22 protein-coding genes and 1 pseudogene are annotated in these 22,699 nt (G+C 69.3%); 20 read left to right on the plus strand and 3 right to left on the minus strand.

The window, feature by feature from the left end:
- Window positions 1–241 precede the first annotated feature (241 nt).
- The 5 genes and pseudogenes from ACTVZO_RS38570 (at window position 242) to ACTVZO_RS38590 (ending at window position 4,835) form a co-directional block, all read left to right on the plus strand.
- Window positions 242–703: an ATP-binding protein gene (locus tag ACTVZO_RS38570; RefSeq protein ID WP_443302817.1), complete on the plus strand. Its 462-nt coding sequence runs from the start codon at window positions 242–244 to the stop codon at window positions 701–703.
- 315 nt (window positions 704–1,018) lie between these two features.
- A pseudogene (locus tag ACTVZO_RS38575) lies at window positions 1,019–1,276 on the plus strand (transposase family protein); the annotation flags it as partial.
- 241 nt (window positions 1,277–1,517) lie between these two features.
- A complete protein-coding gene (locus ACTVZO_RS38580; protein WP_443302818.1) occupies window positions 1,518–2,117 on the plus strand; it encodes an ISAs1 family transposase in 600 nt (199 codons plus the stop codon).
- Between the two features lie 180 nt (window positions 2,118–2,297).
- On the plus strand, window positions 2,298–3,689 hold the full coding sequence (locus ACTVZO_RS38585) for a DUF6056 family protein (protein ID WP_443302819.1): 1,392 nt from the start codon (window positions 2,298–2,300) through the stop codon (window positions 3,687–3,689).
- A 702-nt stretch (window positions 3,690–4,391) separates the two neighbouring features.
- On the plus strand, window positions 4,392–4,835 hold the full coding sequence (locus tag ACTVZO_RS38590; protein WP_443302820.1) for a cupin domain-containing protein: 444 nt from the start codon (window positions 4,392–4,394) through the stop codon (window positions 4,833–4,835).
- Window positions 4,836–4,929: 94 nt separating this feature from the next.
- On the opposite strand, the gene ACTVZO_RS38595 is transcribed toward ACTVZO_RS38590, so the two are convergent.
- Entirely contained in the window at window positions 4,930–5,751 is an 822-nt protein-coding gene (locus tag ACTVZO_RS38595) for a C40 family peptidase (RefSeq protein ID WP_443303405.1), read from the minus strand.
- A 330-nt stretch (window positions 5,752–6,081) separates the two neighbouring features.
- On the opposite strand from ACTVZO_RS38595, the gene ACTVZO_RS38600 reads away from it, so the two are divergent.
- From ACTVZO_RS38600 to ACTVZO_RS38610, 3 genes are all read left to right on the plus strand, one after another.
- Window positions 6,082–6,432 carry a hypothetical protein gene (locus ACTVZO_RS38600; protein ID WP_443302821.1) on the plus strand — a complete coding sequence of 117 codons (351 nt, stop codon included), beginning with the start codon at window positions 6,082–6,084 and terminating at the stop codon, window positions 6,430–6,432.
- Between the two features lie 602 nt (window positions 6,433–7,034).
- Window positions 7,035–7,448 (plus strand): transglycosylase SLT domain-containing protein, encoded by a 414-nt coding sequence (locus ACTVZO_RS38605; RefSeq protein ID WP_443302822.1) that lies wholly within the window; start codon window positions 7,035–7,037, stop codon window positions 7,446–7,448.
- 206 nt (window positions 7,449–7,654) lie between these two features.
- Window positions 7,655–8,119, plus strand: a complete 465-nt coding sequence (locus tag ACTVZO_RS38610) for a hypothetical protein (RefSeq protein ID WP_443302823.1) — start codon at window positions 7,655–7,657, stop codon at window positions 8,117–8,119.
- A 27-nt stretch (window positions 8,120–8,146) separates the two neighbouring features.
- On the opposite strand, the gene ACTVZO_RS38615 is transcribed toward ACTVZO_RS38610, so the two are convergent.
- Both ACTVZO_RS38615 and ACTVZO_RS38620 read right to left on the minus strand, forming a co-directional pair.
- Window positions 8,147–9,640, minus strand: coding sequence for a hypothetical protein (locus tag ACTVZO_RS38615; RefSeq protein WP_443302824.1), 1,494 nt, complete (start codon window positions 9,638–9,640; stop codon window positions 8,147–8,149).
- 5 nt (window positions 9,641–9,645) lie between these two features.
- Complete coding sequence (locus tag ACTVZO_RS38620) at window positions 9,646–10,263, minus strand: Pvc16 family protein (RefSeq protein WP_443302825.1); 618 nt, start codon at window positions 10,261–10,263, stop codon at window positions 9,646–9,648.
- Window positions 10,264–10,479: 216 nt separating this feature from the next.
- Between ACTVZO_RS38620 and ACTVZO_RS38625 the strand changes: the two genes are divergently transcribed.
- From ACTVZO_RS38625 to ACTVZO_RS38680, 12 genes are all read left to right on the plus strand, one after another.
- Entirely contained in the window at window positions 10,480–11,994 is a 1,515-nt protein-coding gene (locus tag ACTVZO_RS38625; protein ID WP_443302826.1) for a phage tail sheath family protein, read from the plus strand.
- A gap of 90 nt (window positions 11,995–12,084) precedes the next feature.
- Window positions 12,085–12,537, plus strand: coding sequence for a phage tail protein (locus tag ACTVZO_RS38630; RefSeq protein WP_443302827.1), 453 nt, complete (start codon window positions 12,085–12,087; stop codon window positions 12,535–12,537).
- A complete protein-coding gene (locus tag ACTVZO_RS38635; protein ID WP_443302828.1) occupies window positions 12,534–12,914 on the plus strand; it encodes a hypothetical protein in 381 nt (126 codons plus the stop codon). Before ACTVZO_RS38630 ends, ACTVZO_RS38635 begins: the two co-directional genes overlap by 4 nt.
- Entirely contained in the window at window positions 12,908–13,066 is a 159-nt protein-coding gene (locus ACTVZO_RS38640; RefSeq protein ID WP_443302829.1) for a DUF6760 family protein, read from the plus strand. The genes ACTVZO_RS38635 and ACTVZO_RS38640 overlap by 7 nt, the downstream gene beginning before the upstream one ends.
- Before the next feature lie 85 nt (window positions 13,067–13,151).
- On the plus strand, window positions 13,152–15,953 hold the full coding sequence (locus tag ACTVZO_RS38645; RefSeq protein ID WP_443302830.1) for an eCIS core domain-containing protein: 2,802 nt from the start codon (window positions 13,152–13,154) through the stop codon (window positions 15,951–15,953).
- A gap of 11 nt (window positions 15,954–15,964) precedes the next feature.
- On the plus strand, window positions 15,965–16,408 hold the full coding sequence (locus tag ACTVZO_RS38650) for a phage tail protein (protein WP_443302831.1): 444 nt from the start codon (window positions 15,965–15,967) through the stop codon (window positions 16,406–16,408).
- 2 nt (window positions 16,409–16,410) lie between these two features.
- The gene (locus ACTVZO_RS38655) at window positions 16,411–16,944 is read left to right on the plus strand and encodes a phage tail protein (protein WP_443302832.1); all 534 of its coding nucleotides are present in this window, start codon (window positions 16,411–16,413) and stop codon (window positions 16,942–16,944) included.
- 8 nt (window positions 16,945–16,952) lie between these two features.
- Window positions 16,953–17,666 (plus strand): LysM peptidoglycan-binding domain-containing protein, encoded by a 714-nt coding sequence (locus tag ACTVZO_RS38660; RefSeq protein WP_443302833.1) that lies wholly within the window; start codon window positions 16,953–16,955, stop codon window positions 17,664–17,666.
- 63 nt (window positions 17,667–17,729) lie between these two features.
- Window positions 17,730–19,619 (plus strand): VgrG-related protein, encoded by a 1,890-nt coding sequence (locus tag ACTVZO_RS38665; protein WP_443302834.1) that lies wholly within the window; start codon window positions 17,730–17,732, stop codon window positions 19,617–19,619.
- A 26-nt stretch (window positions 19,620–19,645) separates the two neighbouring features.
- Window positions 19,646–20,059, plus strand: coding sequence for a GPW/gp25 family protein (locus ACTVZO_RS38670; protein ID WP_443302835.1), 414 nt, complete (start codon window positions 19,646–19,648; stop codon window positions 20,057–20,059).
- Window positions 20,059–22,020 (plus strand): putative baseplate assembly protein, encoded by a 1,962-nt coding sequence (locus ACTVZO_RS38675; RefSeq protein WP_443302836.1) that lies wholly within the window; start codon window positions 20,059–20,061, stop codon window positions 22,018–22,020. The genes ACTVZO_RS38670 and ACTVZO_RS38675 overlap by 1 nt, the downstream gene beginning before the upstream one ends.
- Complete coding sequence (locus ACTVZO_RS38680; RefSeq protein ID WP_443302837.1) at window positions 22,017–22,562, plus strand: phage tail protein; 546 nt, start codon at window positions 22,017–22,019, stop codon at window positions 22,560–22,562. Before ACTVZO_RS38675 ends, ACTVZO_RS38680 begins: the two co-directional genes overlap by 4 nt.
- Window positions 22,563–22,699 lie beyond the last annotated feature (137 nt).

The raw sequence follows: 22,699 nt of genomic DNA on the forward strand, positions 1-22,699 counted from the left end.
CCACCAGTAGGGGGAGGGGGCGGGGGGAACGAGCCCCGCGGCGGGGCGGCAGCGCGCGGAGCCGGGCCGATCCGGGGAGGGCCGTTCGGGGGACCCGGTGTCAGCCGCCGGGCGGCTCGGCGTCCGGTCCCGGGACGGCCTGCTGGTGGATCCCCGGACGGGGCGGCTCGGGTGTGCTGAATGAAGCACGCAAACCGAGTGCCGGATATGTCCGGCTGCATCGTCCGAAATGGGATTGATCATGAGCATGGCGCCCCAGACCCCCTGCACCGCATCGTCGCTGATCCGGCCCGGCTGCGCGACGATGGCCGTCCGGGACGCCCGCAAGCTCGTGGCCGACCTGATCGACGACTGCAGCCGCGCGGGGTGCCGGGAAGTCGAGCGCCGGGCCGATGACGTCCTCCTGGTGGTCTCCGAGCTGGTCACCAACGCCTGCCGCCACGCCGGCGGAGTGGACGAGGTGCGGGTGCGGTGCGAGCGGGGCGAGCTCGTGGTCGAGGTCGAGGACACGTCCGAAGCCATGCCCCGGGAACCCGTGGAAGAGGCGAAGGGCGAGACCGGCGGCTACGGCTGCCAGTTGGTGACCGCCCTCGCCGACCGCTGGGGTGTGACACCCCGCCGCGACAATGGATGCGGCAAGACCGTGTACGCGGGGTTCGAACTGAGGCCGACTGGGCCCGGAACCGCTTTGACAGACGTCTGAACTTGTCCTGTCTGAACTTTCCTGCCAAGACCTTCCGGGCTTGCCGATGGCAGCGGGTTGAGACTTCGAAAGCTTCCAGCGCCGGCACGGGAGCCGTGGGTGTCGGCAGGGCTGATTCATAGTCCTGATGGCCTGGAGAACTTGCTGGTCACAGGGGTGTGACGAACCTTCAGTACGGCATTGGGGCATGTATCGAGGCTCCGATGATCAAGGTGACCTTCACGTCGCCTGATCATCGGAGCCTCGATGTGCCGCCAGTCCGCCACCGTCTGTCTGACCAAGTCGCCCTCGCGTCGGCAGCGCGAGCTCCCCGACATGAACGTTCGGCTCAGTGCCCTGCCCGATCCGCGTGATCGCCGCGGACGCCGCCATGCCCTTGCCCCGGTGCTCCTGGCCGCGGCGTGTGCGGTCCTGGCCGGGGCACGCTCCTACGCCGCGATCGGGCAGTGGGCCCGCCGCGCACCCCAGGACACCCTCGCCCGCCTGGGGTTTCATCCGCGCAGCCCCCTCGGGGTCCGCCGTCCGGCCTCACTCTCCACCGTGCGCCGGGTACTGATCGCAGTGTGCCCCGGCGGCCTTGCCGACCTCCTGGGACACAGCCCGGCCGGTACGGAATCGGTCGCGGTCGACGGCAAGAGTGCCCGCGGATCACGCAACGACACCGCCCCAGCCGCCCACCTCCTGTCCGCAGTCACAGCCGCCGGCCGCACAGTCAGCCAGCTCCGAGTACCGGACAAAACCAACGAAATAGCAGGGTTCGCCGCCCTGCTCGCCCCGTTCGACCTGACCGGCACGGTGGTCACCGCCGACGCCCTTGCATACCCAGCGCGAACACGCGAAATGGCTGGTCGAGGCGAAGAACGCCCACTACCTGATGGTGGTCAAGGGCAACCAGCCGAACCTCCACGCGGCCATCAAGGCCCTGCCGTGGAAGGAGGTGACCGCTCGCCGCTACGACCGCGAGCGCGGGCACGGCCGGCGCGAGACCCGCTCGGTCCGCACCCTCACCGTCACCGGCCTCGGCCTGGACTTCCCCCACGTCGTCCAGGCGGTGAAAATCCTGCGGCACCGCACCGATCTGAAGACCGGCCGTGTCACCTGCCAAACTGTCCATGCCTTCACCAGCATGACGTCATCCGAGGCATCACCCCAGGTCGTCGGCCGTATCGCCAGAGCGCAGTGGGGCATCGAGGCCGTCCACCACGTCCGGGACACCACCTTCGCCGAGGACGCCTCCAAGATCCGCACCGGACACGGACCCGCCAACATGGCCACCCTCCGCAACCTCGCGATCAACACCCTCCGCGACGCCGGCCACCACAACATCGCCGCCGGACTCCGCGAGACCTCCGACACACCCTTCACCCACCCACTCGACCTCCTCGGACTACCCCTGACCTGCGACGCAACATGATCAACACGACTATGAATTAGCCCTGGTGTCGGGGCCCTCGCCCAGTCTCGTCGCCGCAACCCCTACCCCGTGGAGAACCCCTGACTGTCGTGCCGCCAGTTGGGCGTAACCCAGATCGCGGATCAAGCAAGTAGCCCACAGCATGTCAAGAGATTTACATGACGAGAAGGGCTGTGGGGTATGCCAACCGTTAGATCAATCAAGCTGACCATTCCCGAAATTGTTAAATGGGCGCCTGCCGTGATGCTCGCGGCAGGCGTTTTTCTTTTGTGTGCACAGACGTCTTACGTCAGGCCCATTGCAGATGACTGGTGCTACATCGCGGACATGGATGCCATGTCCGCGTTTGGGCTCGCGGAGAATTTCTACTCAGTCGGGAATGGACGGTTCATCAACGGCCTCGTGGTGGGTGCATATGCCGAGGCCGGACTCTTCGGCTTGAAGGTTTTCCCGATCATTTTGGCCGCCTTTACGCTGGTGACTTTCTGGCTGCTCTTCGACCTTGCAGTCGAACGATTCGGGGCACGCTTGCCATCTCCCGTAAAAAGTTCAGCGCCGCGTCGGTTGGTGTTTTTTGCCGCGCAGCCAAACCCGTATCAAACATTTTACTGGTCGGCGGGGGTGGTGACCCACACCGTCCCTCCGGTTGTTGCCGTTTCGTTCGTTCTCTGGGCGCACAGGAGTAAGGCGCCTCTAACGCGTGCAATTTGCCTCGTCGGCACGTTCGGTGGCGGTTTGGCAATCAGTCTGATGGGGGAAGAGACCGGGTTGGTGCTAGTAGCGTTCCTTGTGGTGTACCTGGTTGCTTTCCCGTGGCGCAGAAACGTTTTCGCTGGAGTGTGGTCTGTTACTGCCATGGCCGGTCTGGTATCAGGGGTTGCCATCCTGGCCACCTCACCCGGCAGTCGCGATCGGAGTCGAAGCCTTGCCTACGGCGGGGTGCAGCTGGGTGTCATCGCGGATGGAGTTGTGGATTGGCTGCGAATCATGGGGACCATTTTGACCACCTGGGGTTATCTGCTCGCTCTGATGGTCGGGCTTTTTGTGTCCCTGTTTTTGCAGCCTCCTGCCCCCAGGTCATTCCTCAACTGGAAAGTATTTGTTGTGCCAGTCGCTGCCCAAATTCTGGCGAGTCTGCTGGCGGTGATTCTCGTGCGAGTTTCCTTGGGGGAAATCGGCTACCAGGTGAGCCGAACCTGGAATGATTTCCTGCTGGGATTTGTCCTGGTACTGGTGTGGTGCGGCCTCTTGATTGGCATCTGGCTAAGAAGTAGAAATTCGAACATCCTCACCGAGCGAATCCTCAAGAACGTCACGTCCATTGGTTTGTGTGCTATCTCCTGGCATTTTCTGTTCATCCTTCTGCAATTGGGTCAGGTCATGGAGGTAAGGGCTCAGAAATGGGACTATCAGAATACGCGCATTGTCGCTTCAATTGCCGCGAAGGGGCCAGTGGTATACAGTCCACTTTCCATCGCTGGGTTGACTGATGCGTTTTCCCCTGGAGAAAGGGGTTGGGTGCGCGAGTGTGTTGCACGCTACTATGGCATTTCGTCCATCGCGCGGGGATGATGATTCGAAATGCTGTGCGTTGGCTCGTTGGCGGTGTGTGAGTTCTTGCCCCGCATGCCCGAGGAGTGCACGGTGACCTTGTCCCGGCACGGCTTGTTTCGCCTGCTCGGTCCGGGCCGTCCCGAAGGTGAGGGCCGGCGGCTTCCGCGCCGGGGGTGTTTGAGCAGACCAAGGAGATGATCACGGTGCTGAGCGCCTGATCGATCCCCGTGGGGTCCCCTCGCGCTCCGTCGACGACCTGGTCGAAGCCCTCGGCCCGGACGCAGGCATGTCGACGAGCGGTCTCCCGGATCTGCGTCGGCCTGGTCGGACTGCTCGAGGTGTTCCGCACCCCGGCGGCAGCCGGCGAGCCAGGCCGTGGTGCGTTCGATGGTCCAGTGGTGACGGCCCAGGCGCTGGGCGGACTCGATGCCGCGGCGGGAGATCCGGTGGGTTCTGCCGCGTCTGAGCAGCCATCGTGGCAGGGGCGCAGGACATAGCCGTAGCCCGTGTGTCGTAGGGAGCCTGCCGGGACGCCGACGACGGATTCTTCGCCTGGACCGGATCGGCGGGATGCTCCTCGCGAGTGGTTCACGACGAGGCGGGCGTGCATGGTCGCGTCGGAGATCCCGTCCGTTACCGTCCCCCGTTCGGGGGGTGTCCATCCGCCCGGCCGGGCGGAGCCTGAAGGGGTCGGAAGACAACTCGAACCCGGAGGCTCCCATGGCCACCACGTCCCCCCTCACCCGCCCCGACCCCGCTCGGCGCCCGACCGCGCCGGCCGATGAATTCCGGGCCGAGGGGTACGGGGACCACCCGTACGCCCCGACGGCCCGGCACCTCGCCAAGGGAACCGCTCCCGAGCCCATCGAACTGCACGTCGACGACGTGTCGGAAGTGCTCATGCGGCGCATCACGATCCCGGTGGGCGGAAGCACGGGCCGGCACTACCACCCCGGTGACGTGTTGGCCGTCGTGGAGCAGGGCGAGCTGACGCACGTCGCCGCGAACGGCACCACCCACGTCTACCACTCGGGGGACGCCCTGCTGGAGCCTCGTGGAGACGAGCACGTTCACGAGGGGCTCAACACGGGCAGTGACGAGGTCGTCCTGCTCGTGACCTATCTGAATTCTTCGGCCGGACCGCTCGCGGTCAGCGTCGGCTGACCGGGCCCCCTCCGCGGAGGAACGGGCCCCACGTGCGGGAGCGGCAGCCACATGGCTGCCGCTCCCGCACGTCGTGCTGGTACCACACCCCGCATCACAGCACCCGCACCGCCCCCGACGGCGCGTCGTAGTCCATGGTGCGTTCGACGACGCCGACGGACGGGTTCTGGGCGCCGATGAACTTGCCGTCACCGATGTAGAGGGCGACGTGGTGCGCGCTGCCGGGCGCGCCCCAGTACAGGATGTCTCCGGCCCGCAGGGCGTTCAGCGCCACGGAGGTGCCCACGGCCGACTGGCTCTGGGACACGCGCGGAAGTTCGATCCCGGCCTGCCTGTAGGCGGCTTGTACCAGCCCCGAGCAGTCCCACCCCGAAGTGCTCGTACCACCCATGATGTAGGCGCTGCCCAGCTGGGCGCGGGCGAAGTCGACCACGGCGGCTGAGCCGGTTCCTGTTGCGGGCGGGCCCGATGCCGGATCGGCCGCAGCGGTCCGTGCGGATTTCGCCGCCGCCTGCGCGGCCTTCGCCTTGGCTGCCTTGTCCCGTGCGGCCTTTTCCCTGGCCGCCTTGGCTCGTGCGGCCTTCTCCCGTGCCGCTTTCTCTGCGGCGGCCTTCTCCTGTGCGGCCTTCTCCGCGGTGGCCTTCTCCCGTGCGGCCTTTTCGGCGGCGGCCTTCGCTTCGGCCGCGGCCTGCGCCTCGGCGGCCTGGCGGGCGTGGACCTCGCCTTGGTGCCACAGGGCGTCCGACGTCTGGGCGGTGGCCGAGTCCAGGAGCGAGGACAGGTCCAGTTTCAGCTCCATGGTGACGGACTCCCGGTCGTGCTCGGCCGGATCGGTGGCGCCTACGGCCGCCACCGGGGAGACCGCCGCCACGGTGCCGAGCACTCCCGTGGTGACACCGGTGCGCACCGCGATCATGGTCCCCCGGCCGGACGGCTTGCGGTGACGTCCGGCGGCCGCGCGCCGGCGAGGTGGCGATTGCGGCTGCCAAGTACTGCTGTCGGACATGGAGTTGATCCATCCTTTCGGGGGTGGGGCTGCTCTGGGCGACCGCCTCCTCGTGTGGGCCGGATACGTTGACCGGCCGGTGGCCCGGGGTGGGTGCACGGCGCACAAGCTACGGGGCCCGGGCCTAACGGAGGGTTACGGGCGGCATCGCGTCAGGCAACGCGAGCACCGTTCGACACCGGAGGCCGGGCGCCGCAGCATCGGAGCCATCCCACCCCCACATGCCGAAAGGACACCGCCATGTTTCCCACCGCGCCGCTGCCCTCGCTGCCCCCGCTGCCCCCGCTGTACACCGACGACCGCATGCCCCCGGCCCAGGCGCCTGCGCCCTTGCCTCCGGTGGCCCTGTACGAGGCCCCGCGGCGGCCGTATCCCGCTCCTGCGCCCGCACCGGTCTCCGCACCGGTCTCCACGCCGGTCTCCACGCCTGCCTCCGCACCGGTCTCCACGCCGGTCTACGAGGCGCTGGTAGCCGAGTGGGAGGCGTTCGGCCGCCACTACCCCGGAGCCGACGAGAACCACGCCACCGAGGTGCTGTTCCTGTCCCCGGACCTGCCCTTCCCGTACGAAGCCTTGGTGCGGCAGGGCTGACGGTGGACCGCCACGGCCGCCGCGGCTCGTGGCGGCAGGCGAGCGGCCAGCCTCCCGGCCATACGATCGGGCAGGTCAAGGCTCCGGCAGGGTCCGGACAGGGGTGCGACAAGGCGGCCCTCGGTCCGCCTGCCGCCGCCGAACCGGCTCCACCCCGCAGAACCCCCGTGCGCAGCCCGTGCGGGGGTTCTGCGCTGCGCTGCCGGTCGGCCGAGAGCCGCGACCGCGTCTGTGCCGTCACCTCCCCCGGCCGGTGGACTTCATCGGGGGAGGGGGCTTACCCGCCGATCGGGCATGCCCTCTCACCTGGCAGTTTGCCGACCGGCCCGCATCCGATGTGACCCAGGTCACAGGCCTTTGGTCCCACTACTATCCCGCTTCGTGCCGGGCCCGCCGGGGATCGAACGCCGCGCCGACCTGGGCCGGGACTCGCCCGGACCGTGTCCGGCGGGGCCCCGCGTCCTACGAAGCCGCTTAGGGGAAAAGGGTGTTTGTGCGGTTCGGAAGGGCTGGCTACAACGGTGGAAGCGGTGCCGCCGCCCGGCCTTCAGCCGGTGCGAAGACCGGTGAACCGCACCCTCGTCCTCCATGGAAGGCCCCTCATGTCCAGCACCCCGATGCCCAGCTTCCTCCGCCGCACGAAGGCCAAGGCCGGCCTCACGGCAGCCGTGACGGTCGTGCTGGCAGGGGGAGCGCTGATGGGTGCGGCGCCGGCCCAGGCGGCCACCCTCGGCGCGAAGCAGATCGCCCACCAGCTGATTCCGGACGCCGGCCAGTACGCGGCCTTCAACGCGATCATCAGTCACGAGAGCGACTGGAACACGGGCGCCGTGAACGCCTCCTCCGGCGCCTACGGCCTCGGGCAGGCGCTCCCCGCCAGCAAGATGGCGTCGTTCGGACCGAACTGGAAGTCCAACCCGAGGACCCAGATCAAGTGGGCCCTGAACTACATGAACGCCCGCTACGGCAGCCCCGAGGCGGCCTGGAGCTTCTGGCAGACGCACCAGTGGTACTGAGGCCCACGCCGCGGCGGTCCCACCCTCGGGAAACCTCAGCGGTACATGAGGAGAACCTGAAGCCGACCCCCGCCCGCCCCTGTGACGAGGACAATTCCAGCGATCTTCACCATGCCGTGACGCGCCCGGACCGGGCGCGCCACGGCATGGGCGTGCAGTCGCGCGGGACATCGGGGTCCCGCGCCCGGACGGAAGCCGGTGGGGGCATGGCGGACACGGAGCGCATGGTGGAACTGCACGGGCCGGGGCGCCGGGAGGCCGAGGTCTTGCGGCTGGTGCGCGAGCACGTACACGCGTCGTACGTCCCCGGTCAGCTGCTGGAGCCGGTGGCCGACATAGCCCGGCACCTGGGGCTGCCGCACAACGCGGTACGCCAGGCGATCCGCACGCTCGACGGGCTTGGCGAGCTGGCGATCTGCCGCCCCCGCATCCGCATCGTGCTCGGCCCCGGGCAGGTGCATCCGCGGGACGCGCCCCTGATCGACGCGGTGCGCGCACGCATCAGGACGGGCCGCTACGCACGGGGGCAGGCGCTGCCGACCGGGCTGCTGGGGGAGGAGTTCGCCCTGCGCCCCGAGCACGTGGACCGGGCCTGCGGGCACCTGCTGAACGACGGGGCGCTGCGGAAGGACGCCGCGGGCCCGTACGGGCCCGCGTACTACGTGCTCTGAGGGGCGGGGAGGCCCTGCTGGCGGGGACTACGGCTGCTTCGGCTTCAGCTTGTTGAGCTGCTTCCGCCCCTCGATGAGGGCGGTGTCGACGGTGGTCATGCACTGAACCCTCAGCAGGGGCTGTTCCACTTCGTACAGTGTGATGCGTTTGATGCTCTGGAACGCCAGCCCCTTGCGGCTGAAACCCTTGTCCGCGATGACCTGGTTGATGCGGTTCACGATGTTGCGGCACTTCTTGCCCGTGACCTGGCTGCGGGAGTAGAACTGGTCGAACTCCTTGCTCAGGTCGCGCCATTGCGGCAAGCCTGCCGGGGTGGCCTGCAACCTCAGCGCATCCTGCACGGGGCTCAGAGAGGTGGCACCGGCGAAGTCCGTGTCGATCAGCTCGCCCATCGCGCGCAGTCGGCGGTTCACATCCTCGGCCGCTTCGCCGACGGCCCGAAGCGTGGCAAAGTTTCGTCCGTTCCCGATGACGTTGCCGAAGGCCCTGAACGCGTCCAGGAGGTCGTGGGCGGCCTTGAGGTCCTCTCTCAGCCGCGTCTGCAGATCGGTCACCCGAGGCGCGTAGGAGGGTTTGAGGACGGAGGTCTTCGTGGATTCGTCGAGGAGTTGCACTACGGAGCCTCGCGGATCGACGAGGTCCATGTGGATCCGCATCAATAGCAGTCTGACGGTCATCGTGTTGTATTCGATCGCGTTCGCGATCTCTTCGGCGTGATCCTTCTCAAGGATCTTCGGCGCTCCTCCGAGGAGGCGCTCCAGGGCGGACCTCCTGGTCAGGCTCCGTGCCTTCCTGATGACCGGAACCATCGGGGGCCTGTGGGGAGCAGGGGCAAGGGCGGCGGAAGCGTCCTGCTGCGCGGCCGTACCGGTCCCGCTCGCGCCGTGTTGCGCCTGCCCCTGCACCGGGGTGGTGATCCCGGTCGACGGTGCGGTGCGTACGGCAGGTGCGCCCTGTGTGATCTTGCTGCAGGCGGCATTGAACTGCCGGCCCACGGACTGGGCGCCGAATGCGACGTGCACTTCCAGAGAGGTCAGCAGCTCACAACGGGCGAAGTCCCTCCAGTCCAGCATGAGGACGACGATCTCCTTCATGGCGGTCAGGAGTTTGTCCACGGCGTCGTAAACGGCCTTCAGACTGTTGTAGCGGCTGGTTGTGTCCCCGTTGGCCGGGTTCCCGTAGTAGTCCCTGACGGCCTCCCATGGCGCCTCAGGCTCAGCGAGGTGCTCCTGCGTGAACCACTTACTGAAGTCGATCATGGAGAGCGTAAGTTGCTCGCAGAGGTTCTGCGCGAGGTCGGGGGTGGGAGCCTCCTGGAAAGCCCAGACGGCTCCTGCGCTCAGCGGATTCGCCAGCGTGGCCTTGTGGTCCGCGCGAACCTCTCCCAGAAGGGGGAGCCACAGGGGGCCACTCTGCCCGAAAGGTATTTTCGATAGACGGTCCAGCTCATTGCATGCGTCCAGCAACTTGTGGTCATAGATGTCGCTGATCTTCAGATACGCGTCGATCAACCCCTGCATGCCGCTCAGCTCCTCGGATCGGTACGGACGGGGCCGCCCCGCCCGGCGACGCGCCGGGCGGTGGTGGGCGAGGTGCGCAGGCGCCGCTCTTCGACCAGCGGGGCCGGAGCCACGGTGTCGGGTACGAGATCCACGGACAGCGCCACTTGCAGGGTGCTGCGGTGGGCCAGACCCGCCGCGGCCCACAGCCCGTCCGGCGGTGTCAGCCCTTCGGGCGCCAGCGTCAGCCGTGCCGGTCCCGCAGCCTGGGCGAGCGCGCCCGTCAGGCAGGAACCCGGCAGCTGCTGGTGCGCGGCCAGCACCTCCAGCGTGGCGCTGAGCAGCCGGGTCTCCTCCTCCGGACCGTGCTCGGACCAGGTCCAGAGCACATAGCCGAGGCGGAAGCGCCGCACCGGCCCGCCGCGGGCCACGACCCGGCCGGCGTCGTCGCGCAGGTCGTACCAGTCGCCGCCCATGCCGGTCGGGACCTCTTCCACCCGGTGCAGGAACAGGCCGACACCGTGCTGTTGTGCGGCGGCGAAGGGCTGCCAATGGGCGAGGGAGCCGGCGAACACCGGACCGCCGTCCGGGAGCACGGGTCGCAGCAGCCGGCACAGGGAATCGGTTGCGTCACTGAGGATCATGTACGGAATTGTCGGACGGCCGACCGGTGTCCGCGCCGGGCGCAAGGGCACGTGGCCGGGCCGCTCCACCGCCCCTTCGGGTGCCCCTTCGGACACCCCGTCCGGGCTGCCCGAAGGGGCGGCGGCCGGGTCCTTCCGGCCTCCCTTTCGCCTCTGCTGCCGCGGCGTTCGGCGGGCGATTGTGTAGTCACGACAAGCGAGCGTGGAGGACACACAGTGCCCAGCTACCTATCCCCAGGTGTTTACGTAGAGGAAGTCCCGTCGGGCTCCAAGCCCATCGACGGCGTCGGCACGGCCGTGTGCGCCTTCGTCGGCCTCACGGAGAAGGGCCCGGTCAACGAGCCGACCCTCGTGACGAACTGGACCCAGTTCGCGCAGACCTTCGGTGACTTCACCGGCGGCGGCGCCCTGGCGCACAGCGCGTACGGCTACTTCCTGAACGGCGGTGGCAGCGCCTACATCGTGCGCATCGAGCCGTCCGGTCAGGAGACCGCCCCCGCAGCCGCCGGGGCGACCCTGTGCGACGCGCAGGGCGACCCGGCCTTCTCGGTCCGGGCCGCGGAGGCCGGCGTGGCCGGCAACGGCCTGCGGGTCGTGACCGAACCCGCACACGACAAGGACGAGAGCCTGTTCAAGCTCACCGTCCTCAAGGACGGGCGACCGGCGGAGACCTTCGAGAAGCTCTCCCCGGCCAAGGCGGCCGCCGCGGTCAACCAGCGCTCCAAGCTGGTCCGCCTGGAGGCCCTCACCGACGACGCCCGTACGCCCGCCCAGCAGGGTGTGCCCTGCGAGGGCGGCGCGGACGGCGGCACCGGACCGGCCGCCCTGAGCCCCGCCGACTTCATCGGCGACGCCCTCGACCGCACCGGTATCGCTGCCCTCGAGGCCGTGGACGAGGTCACCATGGTCGCCGTACCGGACGCCATGGCCTCCCTCGCATCGGGAGCGCTGGACCGCGACCAGGCCAAGGCCGTTCAACTGGCGGTCATCGCGCACTGCGAGCTGATGGCGGACCGTGTCGCGGTGCTCGACACCCCGGCCGGCCTGAACGCCAAGCAGGTGCGGGACTGGCGGGTCGACGAGGCAGGTTACGACTCCAAGTACGCCGCCCTGTACTGGCCGTGGGTCAAGGTCCTGGACCCGGCGTCCGGCAAGCCCTGCTTCGTGCCGCCCAGCGGTCACGTCGCGGGCATCTGGGCACGCAGCGACGACACGCGCGGTGTCCACAAGGCTCCGGCCAACGAGGCGGTGCGCGGCCCGCTCGCCCTCGAACTGGCGATCACGCGTCGGGAGCACGACCTCCTCAACCCGCTCGGCATCAACTGCATCCGGGTCTTCCCGGGCCAGGGCATCCGCATCTGGGGCGCCCGTACGCTGAGCAGCGACCCCGAGTGGCGCTACCTCAACGTCCGGCGCCTGTTCAACTTCGTCGAGACCTCCATCCTCCAGGGCACGAACTGGGTGGTCTTCGAACCGAACGACCCCAAGCTGTGGGACTCGGTCAAGCGCACCATCACCAGCTTCCTGCGGGGGGTCTGGCGGGACGGCGCGCTCTACGGCCGCACGCCGGCCGACGCCTTCTACGTCAAGTGCGACGAGGAGAACAACCCCGAGGACAGCCGGGACCGCGGCGTCATGACCGTCGAGGTCGGCATCGCGGCCGTCAAGCCCGCCGAGTTCGTGGTCTTCCGCATCTCGCAGTACTCCGAAGGCGCCTCGCTCGACGAGTAGCAGCACCCCGCAGGACCCGCCGCGTGATACCGGCGGGCACCCGCCCCGCCATCCGTTCCCCCAGCCGTAACCGCACGAAGGGAGACTGCCATGTCGGCAGGACTCGGAGACCACGACGCGCTCACAGCGGCGCGCTTCTCCATCACCATCGACGGACACGAGATCGCCTCGTTCTCCGAACTCTCCGGCATCACCACCGAGGTGGAGCCGGTCGACTACCTGTCGTCCAACGACAAGGAAGTCATCTTCAAGAAGCTTCCGGGCAAGGCCAAGCCGCCCACGGTCGTGCTCCGCCGCGGCAAGACCGGCGGCATGGAGCTGTGGGCCTGGCACCAGTCGGTGCTCGCCGGCCAGATCGCCACGGCCCGCCGCAGCTGCTCGCTGGTCATGTACAGCTTCGACGGCAAGCCGGTCGCCCGCTACTACCTGTTCAACGCCTGGCCCTCCAAGCTGGAGATCGGCGCGCTCAAGGCGGGTGCGACCGAGGTCCTCATGGAGACCACCACGCTCGTGTGCGAGAGCATCCAGCGGGTGTCGGCATGACGGACACGCTGCGTACCGAATACCCCTTCACCCTGCCCCGCGGCTACGTGGACCAGAACGGCACGGTGCACCGGCAGGGCGTCATGCGCCTGGCCACGGCCCGTGACGAGATCACCCCGCAGTCGGACTCCCGCGTCCGCGGCAACCCCGCGTACCTCACCGTCCTGCTGCTGGAACGCACGGTCATCGAGCTGGGCGAGCTCCCCGAGGTCACCGGCTACGTCATCGAGAACCTCTTCGCCTCCGACCTGGCCTTCCTCCAGGACCTCTACCAGCGCATCAACCAGCAGGGGACCACCGAGGCGGCCGTGGCCTGCCCCGAGTGCAGCCACGAGTTCGCGGTGGACGTCTCCGGTGATGCGCCGGGGGAATGCTGACGTACGCAGCCGACCGCCTCTGGGAGGAGGCTGCGTACGTGGCGTACTACCTCCACTGGCCGCTGGACTCGATCCTCGCCCTGGAGCACCCGGTCCGGGCCCGCATGATCGAGGAGATCGGCAAGATCAACCGCCAGGTCTCCGAAGAGTGACCGGCGAGACGCCGCCCGGTACGTGTGCACCGGGCGCCCGGACCCTTGCACCCACGACCTCCCGCACCCGCGGACAAGGAACACGATGAACTGGCCCTTCCGCCGGCGTGCCGGCAAGACCGCACAGGCCGGGCAGCAGCCCGGCGTACCACAGTCCGACGGGCCCGACGCCGTCCCGGCCGCCGCGCCCGGCCCAGCGCCTGCCGCCGAGCCCGCGGCCTGGCGGCGACTGCCCGCGCTCACGGGCCCGCTGACCCACGCGGGGGGCGCCGCCAGGCGGCTCACCGCCGCGTCGGTCACCGACGGCACCGTGCGCGACGCGGCCTCGATGCTCGCCACCGGGGCGGGCGCCGCAACCGACAAGCCGTCCGAGGTGCCCGCGGGACGGGTCGAGGGTCTGGCCAAGCTCGCTCCGCTGCGCCACGTGCAGCTGCGCCTCCCCGCGGAGGACGGCGGTCCGTCCGCCGGGGCCGACGCCCCCGGTGTCACGGAGGGACGTCCGGCCGCCGTCCCGCTCCATCCGGCCCCCGCTCCTGCCGGCGCCGGGCCCGCCCCGGCGCCCGCGGTGCCCGAACCGGCACCGCAGCCACCCGCACCCGCCCCCACGCCGGCCATCCGGCGTGCCGTGCCCGTGCCGTCGGCCGAGACCCCCGCGCACCTGACCAGGGTCACCGAGGACAGTGTCGGGGAACCCCGCCCGGCGACCGTCTCGACCCATCCGCCCACCTGGATGAGCGCCGGTGCGATCGGCCCCGGCACCGACCTGGCCTCGCTGCTGTTCCCGATGCCGGGCGACGCACCCCAGCCGTTCCCGGAGGGCCCGCCAGCCCCGGCCCCGGAGCCGCGTACCCAGGCGGCCCCGACCCACCTGTCCCGGCGGCGCAACCTCGGCCAGAGCCGGCGGCTCGGCCTGGGGCCGACGCTGTCCCACACCCCCCACCCCGACCCGGCGTCCTCCGGAGAGGAAGCGGGAGGCAGGCCCCCGCCTGTGGCCGGTCCCCTCCCCACCGCCCCCGAGGCGGCCGGAACACCCTTGGGTCAGCCGGCCCCGTCCGCCCCGCCGCAGACGCAGGCCGCACCGGACACGAGGCACTCGCAGACCGCTCCCGCCCCGGCCCCCCTGCCGGTCATCCCGACCCGGGACGCCCCGCGCCGGGCCGCCGGCGCACCGCTGCGCCATCGCGCGGCCCCACCGGTCACCCGGGCCCCCGCCGACCTGGCCCGCGCCGTTTCCGAACTGCACGGTGTCGACGTCACCGGCACCGCGCTGCACACGGGAGCCGAGGTCACCCGGCGCGCCGCCGGCATGGCCGCCCAGGCGTTCACGAAGAACGGCCAGGTCTACCTGCCGGACACCGCGTCCGCACCTGATTCCCCCCGTACCCGTGGTCTGATCGCCCACGAGCTGACGCACGTCGCCCAGCAGAAGCGGTACGGCGGCAGCCTGCCGCCCGAGAACTCGCCGGCCGGGCGCGCCCTGGAGGCCGAGGCGATCTCGGCCGAGCGCTTCTTCCGCGGCGACCCCGGCGCCCCGGCGCCCCTCGTGCACCGCAGGCCGGTCACGGCGGGCCCCGACCCCGAGGAGATCCGCCGGCTGATCGCCGAGATGACCCCCGCCGCACCGCCCCCGCCGCCCGAGCCGGAACCGATGCCCGAACCGGAGCAGCATGGACCACAGGCCGCCCCGGAGCCGCTCCCGGAGCCCGCCTACACCGGCCCCGTCGGTGTGTCGTGGACGGCGGACGCGAGCCTGCTGGAGGGAGTGCAGAGGGCCTCACGTGAGGAGATCATCGAGGAGTACCTGGGCGAGCTCAACCACTTGCGCCGCATCAGGAACCAGGACCAGGCCGCACTGACGCCCGACAGCCTGATGAGGAACGAGAAGTGGCGCCAGGTGATCGATTGGCGCCTCAAGCGCCAGTTCGCGGGAGGGACCCGCGACCAGATCATCGCGGAGGTGCTCGCCGAGAAGAACTATGAGCTGGAGAAGGAGGGCAGCGACAAGAAGCGCCTCACCTCCGGCGACCTGGCCACGAACCAAGAGCTCCAGGACGCGGTCGAATTCCGTATCAAGGAGGCGTCGCGGCGCGGCAAACTCGCGGACGACCAAAGCGACGACGACGCCAGCGACGAGCCGCTCGACGGCCACTGGCTCAAGGGCCAGGTGGGACTGGCCTTCGCGGAAGCCCTGGCCTCCCCGTTCGGCATCACCATGGACCGCAAGCGGCGGGCCGAGGTCCGGCAGTTCTTCGGAGGTCGTCGGAAGCCGCAGGAAGACGAGGACGATCAGGGGTACGTGTTCGACCTGGGCGGCGACCAGGGGCAGCAGGCTCCGGCGGATGCCACCCTCGTCTCCCCGCCCGCTGCCTCCCCGGCGCCGACCCCGTCTCGACGGGTTGCGGACAAGCCGGCCGTAGCGCAGGGGAAAGGCTCCGTTAACCCGCTCGCTGCCAGTATGGGGACACAGGCTTCCGGAGCCGACCAGATGGAGCGGAGCGACCGCGCCCTGCCCCCCTGGGCCTCGGTGTTCTCCTTGCCCTCCAGTGAGGCGGACGCGGAAGCACCCGAGCCCGCCGCTGCCGACCAGGGCTTTGACGTCGCGGCCGAGGTCAAGAGCTCTCTGTGGGCGGCGGCTACCAGCGCCTTCCTCGGCACCCCCGATGACCGGGAAGTGGCCGAGGCCGAGAAGAAGAAGAGAGAAGAGGCGGCCGCCGAGAAGCAAGCGGCCGAGGAGCAAGTCCGAGGCGCGGTGTTCGACATCGAGACCATCAAGGACGACCAGCTCGACGCCCTGTGCCACCGGCTCTACGGCCGGGTGCGGTCCCGCCTCATGAGCGACCTGCGGAGCGACTTGCTCGTGCACCGCCACCGAACCGGAAAGAACTAGGAGTTGGCCCCATGCCACTGAATGTTGACAGCACCCTCGCACTGGCGAACCGCTTCGCCGTCCACATCGAATCGTACGACCTGGGAAGTTGGACCCAGGTCCAGGGACTCGACGTGCAATGGAAGATGGCCGAGTACCGCGCCGGCGACGCCGGCAACGACCGCTGGTTCTTTCCCGGTTTCACGGAGTACACCCCGATCAAGCTGACCCGGGCTGCCTGCAGTGAGTCCGCCGTGGTCCGCAATTGGCTGTCGAGCAATTCCTTCAAGATGAAGGCGCAGACGGGCAACATCGTCCTGATGGACCCCAGCAACCAGCCCGTCGTCACATGGAACCTGCGCCGTCTCATCCCGGTGAAGTGGTCCATCGCCGGCTTCGAGGCGGGCCAGAGCAAGGTGGCCCTGGAGACCCTCGAACTCCAGCACCTCGGATTCCTCGACGACGACCAGGCCTAGCGATGGCGAACATACGCGCGGCGGGTACGGCCCCGTCGTCCACCGGCTCCGGCAGCCGCTGGGCACACGGCGACTGGCACGTCGACAAGGCCCTGTTCGGCATGGCGATGCGGTTCAAGGTCTCTGTGGACGCCTTCGGGGACCTGGGCTACTGGTCCTCCTGCCGCGGCCTGAACGTGACCTTCGACCACGAGGAGATCGAGTGCGGCGGCAACTACGAGCACTCGGTCCTGCTTCCCAAGCGCCTGAAGTACGGCAGCATCACGTTGCAGAGGGCGATCAAGAGGGAAGACACGGCGCGGCTCCAGACGTGGCTGCGGCAGGTGATGCGTGACTGGTACAGCTACGAGATCGGCGGGACCGAGTACGCAGGCACCGGAGTCAAGATCGAGCTGATGGACGCGCACAACCAGCCCGTTTTCGACTGGCAGTTGCGCAGCGTGTTCCCGAAGAGCTGGAAGGGTCCCGACCTCGACGCCGACACCAGCAAGGTCGCCCTGGAAACCCTGGAGCTGGCCCATGAGGGATTCCTGTAGGAGACGCCATGACCCACACGACCGCCGTGCTGACGTGCACCTCCGCCCCCATGCCGGGCGCCGTTCCGCTGCTCTTCACCCCGGACAAGCTCTCGATGGACCGCAGCGCCAGTTACCGCTCCCACGGCAGTAGCTCGCCGAACGGTGGCAACAAGGGATCGAAGCGCGTTTTCGAGCGCGCCGAGCCACTTCTGATCAAGCTGAATGACGTGACGTTCACGGGAGGCGAGACGAAGGCCCTCTGCGATCAACTGCTGAACTGGCTGAGCCCCGGCTCGGGTGCGGCGGGACAGGCCGTCGCGGGCGTACTGGCGAAGAAGGGCTTCAGCGAGGGGATGGTCAACCGGCAGCCCGTGCTCAGTTTCGTCTACGGCGGCCCTCCGGCCCTCGGGTTCTTTTACCAGGTGGTCTTGACGCACGTGCACATCAGTTACACGCGCTTCACCGCCGCCGGTGCCCCCGTGCGCGCGAAGGTGTCCATCGACATGAAGGAGCAGCCGAGCCTGCTGGGCACCCTGCCGACCAACCCGACCTCGGGAGGCCTCCCGGGGCGGCGCAGCTACACGGTCACCGAGGGCGAGGACCTGGTGAACCTCGCCCGTACCCAGTACGGATCCACCTCGCACTGGCGTCGCCTGGCCGACGCCAACGCCATCGACGACCCCCTGCGCATGCGCCCGGGAACCACCGTCTACCTGCCCAACCCGCACGAATTCGACTGACCGGCCGGAAAGGACCCCCTCGTGATCCGCAAGCCCCAGGCGCAGCCCCCCGGGGGGGTACCCATGGACGACAGCGCCGACACGGTCCGAGCCCACATCAAGATCGGCTCGATGGCTCCGGTCGGCGAAGTGTCCGCGCAGGTCGAGTCCACGATCATCCGTGTCGTCGTGGACACCCACCTGTACCTGCCGGACATGTTCGAGATCACCTGTCTGTACACCGCCGACGCCGGCGACCAGGTGATGCAGGAGATGAAGGTCGGTCACCAGGTGGAGATCAGGAGCGGCAACGACGCTCTGTCCGCAACACCTCTCATCAGGGGCGAGATCGCCTCGGTGGAGGCCGTGTGCGAGGACAACGCGATCTACATCATGGCTCGGGGATACGACCGCTCCCACATCCTCCAGCGAGCCCAGCGCACGCGCACCTTCGTCAACACCAAGGACGCCGACGTCGCCCTCCGGATCGCGCGCGAGGCGAAGCTCGAGATCGGAAAGGTCGACCAGACCAAGTACGTGCACCGGCACCTGGCGCAGATCGCGCAGACCGACTGGGACTTCCTCCAGGCCAGAGCTCGGGCCAACGGCTTCGAGGTGGGGGTGACGGGGAACAAGTTCCACTTCCGCCAGGCATCCGGCACGCCCGGCGCATCTCCTCCCGAGGGCGCCACCACGCCGCCGCCCCTCGCCTTCGGCGACAACCTGCTCTCCTTCCGCCCCAGGGTCACGGCCGTCGACAAGCTCCCGGCCCGCGTCGAGGTGCGTACCTGGGACGAGGAGCGCACCGACGTCGTGGTCGCCACCGCACCCGTGAAGCCCGTCATGCCCGACCCGGGCGCCGGTGGCGGTCTTGCCGGGGCCATCGCCGGAGCGGGCGCAGCCAGCAGCCTCCCCGGCGTGGGCAAGGCGGGAGGTTCGACCCCGGCCACGGACGCCCGCCTCCTCATCGACCTGCCCGTGGGTTCCGGTGCCGACATCGCGGTCGCCGCGGAGTCGCTCGCGAAGGGCATCGCCGAGCGTGTGGCGGGCACGGCCTCCGAGGCCGAGGGGCGGGCCTTCGGGCACAGTGGCATCCAGGCCGGCTGCGAGGTCCAGGTCGAGGGTGTGCCGGCGCCCTTCGGCGGCAGCTGGCAGGTCACCAACGCCCGGCACACCTTCTGCGAGGACGAGGGCGGCTACTTCACCGAGTTCTCGGCCACCGGCCGCAGCGACCGCTCCCTGCCCGGCCTGACCGCAGGGGAGGGGGATCCCGGCTCGGACCGGCGGGCGCGCGGCATGATGTGCGGCATCGTCACGAACGTGGCCGACCCCACCGGCCGCAACCGCGTGAAGGTGCGCCTGCCGCTGCTCGCTCCTGACTTCGAGACCGACTGGGTGCGCGTGGTGCAGCCGGGAGGGAACCACGGCGCCGTGATGTTCGTACCCGAAGTCGGCGACGAGGTCCTCGTTGCGTTCGAATGGGACGACATCAACAGGCCGATCGTCATGGGCGGGATGCGCAACGGCGCCAGCAACCTGGCGCTGGGCGGCCCCGCGGTCGAGCGCAAAGGCGAGACCGCCTCGGTCATGCGCCGCGGCCTGGTCAGCAGCAGCGGCAGCAGGCTCGCCTTCGTCGAGATCCCGCCCAACCGGACCCCGCTCACGGAGAAGTCGGCGATCGTCCTGGCCACCGAGCTGAACGACCTGGGACTGACCATCGACAAGACGACCGGCCAAGTCCTGCTCACCTGCAAGCCCCAGAGCGGCAGGGGCAAGGGCCAGGGAACCGTGACCATCTCCACCGACGGCAGCGGCACCGTGACGATCGACAGCGGCCCCAAGGGCTCGGTGAATGTGACGGGCGGCGACATCAGCGTCCGTGCCGCTCGTGCCCTCAACCTGGAGAGCGACGGCCAGCTGACCCTCAAGGGCCAGAACGTCAAGGTATCCGGCCGCCTGATCGAGCTCAACTGACACCGCGAGGCAAGGACAGCAAGGCCATGAACAGAGCAGACGACTTCATCGGCGCGGGATGGGCGTTCCCCATGAGGGTGAGCCCCACCGGAGGCATCGCCCTGGTCCGGCGGGAGACCGAGCTGGAACAGGCCATGAAGATCATTTTGTCGACGTATCCGGGCGAGCGCCCGATGCGGCCCGGGTTCGGCTGCCGCCTGCGCGACTACGTCTTCCGCGACACCGGCCCCCAGACCATGGCCATGCTGTCGGAAGAGGTCCGCACCGCCCTGATCACCTGGGAGCCGCGGGTCGACATCCACAGCGTCCGGGCCATGGCCGCCGCGGACCAGCCGAGCCTCGTCCACGTCGACATCGTGTACGCGATCAAGGCCACCAACGACCGCCGCAACCTGGTGTTCCCGTTCTACACGATCCCCGAAGAGGAAGAGGACTACTGATGGCGCTCCCTTCGCCAGACCTCGACGACCGCCGGTTCCAGGACTTGGTGGACGACGCCAAGCGCATGGTCATGCGACGCTGCCCGGAGTGGACGGACCACAACGTCTCCGACCCCGGCGTGACGCTCATCGAGACGTTCGCCTTCATGACCGACCAGTTGCTGTTCCGCCTCAACCGGGTGCCGGACCGCATGTACGTGAAGTTCCTGGAACTGCTCGGCGCCAGACTGCTGCCGCCCGTACCGGCGCAGGCGCCGGTCACGTTCTGGCTGTCCGCACCTGCCGCCACCCACGTGTCTGTTCCGGCCGGGACGAACGTCGCGACCCTACGGACCGAGACCGACGCCTCCGTGGTGTTCGCCACCCGCCACGAGCTGCGGCTGCCGCCCGCAGGCCTGCAGCACCTGATGACCCTGGAGTCGCAGTCCAACACGCTGCTCGCCCGGGACGAACAGCACCGCCTGCGCGTGGGATTCCCCGCGTTCGGCTCCCAGGCACCGGTCGTGGACGACTGTCTCCTGGTCGGACTGTCGGACGCGGTGCCGCGGGCGCTGGTGAGCCTGGACTTCACCTGCAGCATCCAGGGTGTGGGCGTGGACCCCGACTACCCGCCACTGGTGTGGGAGGCCTGGAACGGGGACGACTGGGAGCCGTGCCGGGTGCACTCCGATGCCACGGGCGGCCTCAACCGCCCGGGAGCGATCGTCCTCCAGGTACCGGAAGGGCACCACGCGAGCATCCTCGACGGGAGGCGGGCCGGCTGGCTGCGCGCACGGGTGACCGCCCCCCGCCCGGACCGCCCGGGATACAGCACGTCGCCCGTCATCGATTCGATGGACGCGTCGGTGATCGGCGGCACGGTCGACGCCGTGCACGCCGAGATCGTCGTCGACGACGAGCTCGATGTCTCCGACGGCACCAGCAACCAGCGGTTCCAGGCCTCCCACGCCCCGATCCTCGCCACCGCCGTACCCGCGGTCCTCGAGGTCAGCGGCGACGAGGGCTGGACGCGCTGGACGGAAGTCGAGCACTTCGCCCACAGCGGTCCCGATGACCGGCACTACGTCATCGACAGCACGCACGGAACGGTTTCCTTCGGCCCGATGGTCAGGGAGCCGGACGGCACCATGCGCCGCTACGGCGCGGTACCGCCCAAGGACTCGATGGTGCGGCTCACCCGCTACGCGACCGGTGGCGGTGCGGTCGGGAACGTCGGACAGGGAGCCATCCAGACCCTGAAGTCCTCCATCCCCTTCATCGCACGCGTGGAGAACCCCGAACCGGCGACGGGGGGAGTCGACGGAGAGACCGTGGAAGAGGTGAAATCACGGGCACCGCTGCTCATGCACACCCGAGGCCGCGCGGTCACCGCCGAGGACTTCGAGGTCATCACCCGGGAGGCCGCGCCGGAGCTCGCACGCGTCCGCTGCCTCACCGCCCAGGAGGCCGGGCTTCGGCCCGGCGCCGTCAAGGTACTCGTCGTCCCAGGTCTCCCCGACGAGCCGGGACCCGCTCGGTTCGCCGCACTCAAGCCCCGGCAGAGCACGCTCGACGCCGTCGCCGAGCGGCTGGACCAGTGCAGGCTGGTCGGCACGACCGTCCTGGTCGAACCGCCGCTCTACCGCGGTGTGACGGCCGTGGTGCGGCTGCGGGCCGTTCCGGGGGCCAAGACCGACCGCGTCACCGACGACGCCCTGGGAGCCCTCTACCGCTACCTCAATCCCGTCAGCGGCGGACCCGACGGGACGGGCTGGCCCTTCGGGCGGCCCGTGCAGGCGGGTGACCTGTACGCGGTGCTCCAGCAGGTCGACGGCGTGGGCATCGTCGAGGAGGTGCGCCTGTTCAACGCGAACCCGGTGACCGGTGTGCGGGGCGAGGAGACCGACCGCGTCACGCTCGACCGGGACAGCCTGATCTTCTCCTTCGAGCACCAGGTCCTCGTGGAAGGCGGCGGGGCATGAGAGGCACCGTCCCAGACCTGGTCACCCCGTACCCGATCGGCGCGTACCTGCCGGCCGTGTACCAGGAGGACTCCTTCGCCCAGCGCTTCACCAGTGGTCTCGACGACGTACTCGCACCCGCGATCGCCGTGCTCGACTCGCTCGAGGCCTACGCGGACCCGGACACGACACCGGAGGACTTCCTGCCCTGGCTCGCCGGGTGGCTGGGCATCGCCGTGGAGGAGACCCTGCCCGCGGATGCCCGCCGGGCCAGGGTCAAGCACGCGGCGGAGTCGTTCGTGGTCCGCGGCACCCACGCGGGCCTGCGCGCGGCGCTGCACACCCTGACGGGGGCCTGGCTGGAGGTCTTGGACAGCGGCGGCGTTCGCTGCTCGGACCGGTCGGGGGGGTGCACGGTGACCGATGCCGAGCCGGCGGTCATCGTACGGCTGCCGCAGTCGCTCGTGCACCAGCGGGAGGCCGTTGAGGCGCTGGTCGCCGGTGCGGTGCCCGCACACGTACATCGCGCCGTGGAGTTGCTGGATCATGACCACCTGTCGTAAGTGCGGCTTCAACAACGGTGTCGGCGACAAGTTCTGCGGCTCGTGCGGATCGTTCTTGGAGTGGACCGGCAAGAAGCAGAAGATCGACCTTCCGGAGGACCTGCGGCAGGAGGCCGAGCAGCAGGCGGCGGGCCCCG

This window comes from Streptomyces sp. IBSNAI002 (assembly GCF_052244475.1).
In the GTDB taxonomy this organism is placed as follows: Bacteria; Actinomycetota; Actinomycetes; order Streptomycetales; family Streptomycetaceae; genus Streptomyces.

What these genes read in the sequence shown, in the direction of transcription:
- ACTVZO_RS38570 (WP_443302817.1), top strand. Translation starts at nt 242, where the DNA reads ATGAGCATGGCGCCCCAGACCCCCTGCACCGCATCGTCGCTGATCCGG.
- ACTVZO_RS38585 (WP_443302819.1), top strand. Translation starts at nt 2,298, where the DNA reads ATGCCAACCGTTAGATCAATCAAGCTGACCATTCCCGAAATTGTTAAA.
- ACTVZO_RS38590 (WP_443302820.1), top strand. Translation starts at nt 4,392, where the DNA reads ATGGCCACCACGTCCCCCCTCACCCGCCCCGACCCCGCTCGGCGCCCG.
- ACTVZO_RS38595 (WP_443303405.1), bottom strand. Translation starts at nt 5,751, where the DNA reads ATGATCGCGGTGCGCACCGGTGTCACCACGGGAGTGCTCGGCACCGTG.
- ACTVZO_RS38600 (WP_443302821.1), top strand. Translation starts at nt 6,082, where the DNA reads ATGTTTCCCACCGCGCCGCTGCCCTCGCTGCCCCCGCTGCCCCCGCTG.
- ACTVZO_RS38605 (WP_443302822.1), top strand. Translation starts at nt 7,035, where the DNA reads ATGTCCAGCACCCCGATGCCCAGCTTCCTCCGCCGCACGAAGGCCAAG.
- ACTVZO_RS38610 (WP_443302823.1), top strand. Translation starts at nt 7,655, where the DNA reads ATGGCGGACACGGAGCGCATGGTGGAACTGCACGGGCCGGGGCGCCGG.
- ACTVZO_RS38615 (WP_443302824.1), bottom strand. Translation starts at nt 9,640, where the DNA reads ATGCAGGGGTTGATCGACGCGTATCTGAAGATCAGCGACATCTATGAC.
- ACTVZO_RS38620 (WP_443302825.1), bottom strand. Translation starts at nt 10,263, where the DNA reads ATGATCCTCAGTGACGCAACCGATTCCCTGTGCCGGCTGCTGCGACCC.
- ACTVZO_RS38630 (WP_443302827.1), top strand. Translation starts at nt 12,085, where the DNA reads ATGTCGGCAGGACTCGGAGACCACGACGCGCTCACAGCGGCGCGCTTC.
- ACTVZO_RS38635 (WP_443302828.1), top strand. Translation starts at nt 12,534, where the DNA reads ATGACGGACACGCTGCGTACCGAATACCCCTTCACCCTGCCCCGCGGC.
- ACTVZO_RS38640 (WP_443302829.1), top strand. Translation starts at nt 12,908, where the DNA reads ATGCTGACGTACGCAGCCGACCGCCTCTGGGAGGAGGCTGCGTACGTG.
- ACTVZO_RS38645 (WP_443302830.1), top strand. Translation starts at nt 13,152, where the DNA reads ATGAACTGGCCCTTCCGCCGGCGTGCCGGCAAGACCGCACAGGCCGGG.
- ACTVZO_RS38650 (WP_443302831.1), top strand. Translation starts at nt 15,965, where the DNA reads ATGCCACTGAATGTTGACAGCACCCTCGCACTGGCGAACCGCTTCGCC.
- ACTVZO_RS38655 (WP_443302832.1), top strand. Translation starts at nt 16,411, where the DNA reads ATGGCGAACATACGCGCGGCGGGTACGGCCCCGTCGTCCACCGGCTCC.
- ACTVZO_RS38660 (WP_443302833.1), top strand. Translation starts at nt 16,953, where the DNA reads ATGACCCACACGACCGCCGTGCTGACGTGCACCTCCGCCCCCATGCCG.
- ACTVZO_RS38665 (WP_443302834.1), top strand. Translation starts at nt 17,730, where the DNA reads ATGGACGACAGCGCCGACACGGTCCGAGCCCACATCAAGATCGGCTCG.
- ACTVZO_RS38670 (WP_443302835.1), top strand. Translation starts at nt 19,646, where the DNA reads ATGAACAGAGCAGACGACTTCATCGGCGCGGGATGGGCGTTCCCCATG.
- ACTVZO_RS38675 (WP_443302836.1), top strand. Translation starts at nt 20,059, where the DNA reads ATGGCGCTCCCTTCGCCAGACCTCGACGACCGCCGGTTCCAGGACTTG.
- ACTVZO_RS38680 (WP_443302837.1), top strand. Translation starts at nt 22,017, where the DNA reads ATGAGAGGCACCGTCCCAGACCTGGTCACCCCGTACCCGATCGGCGCG.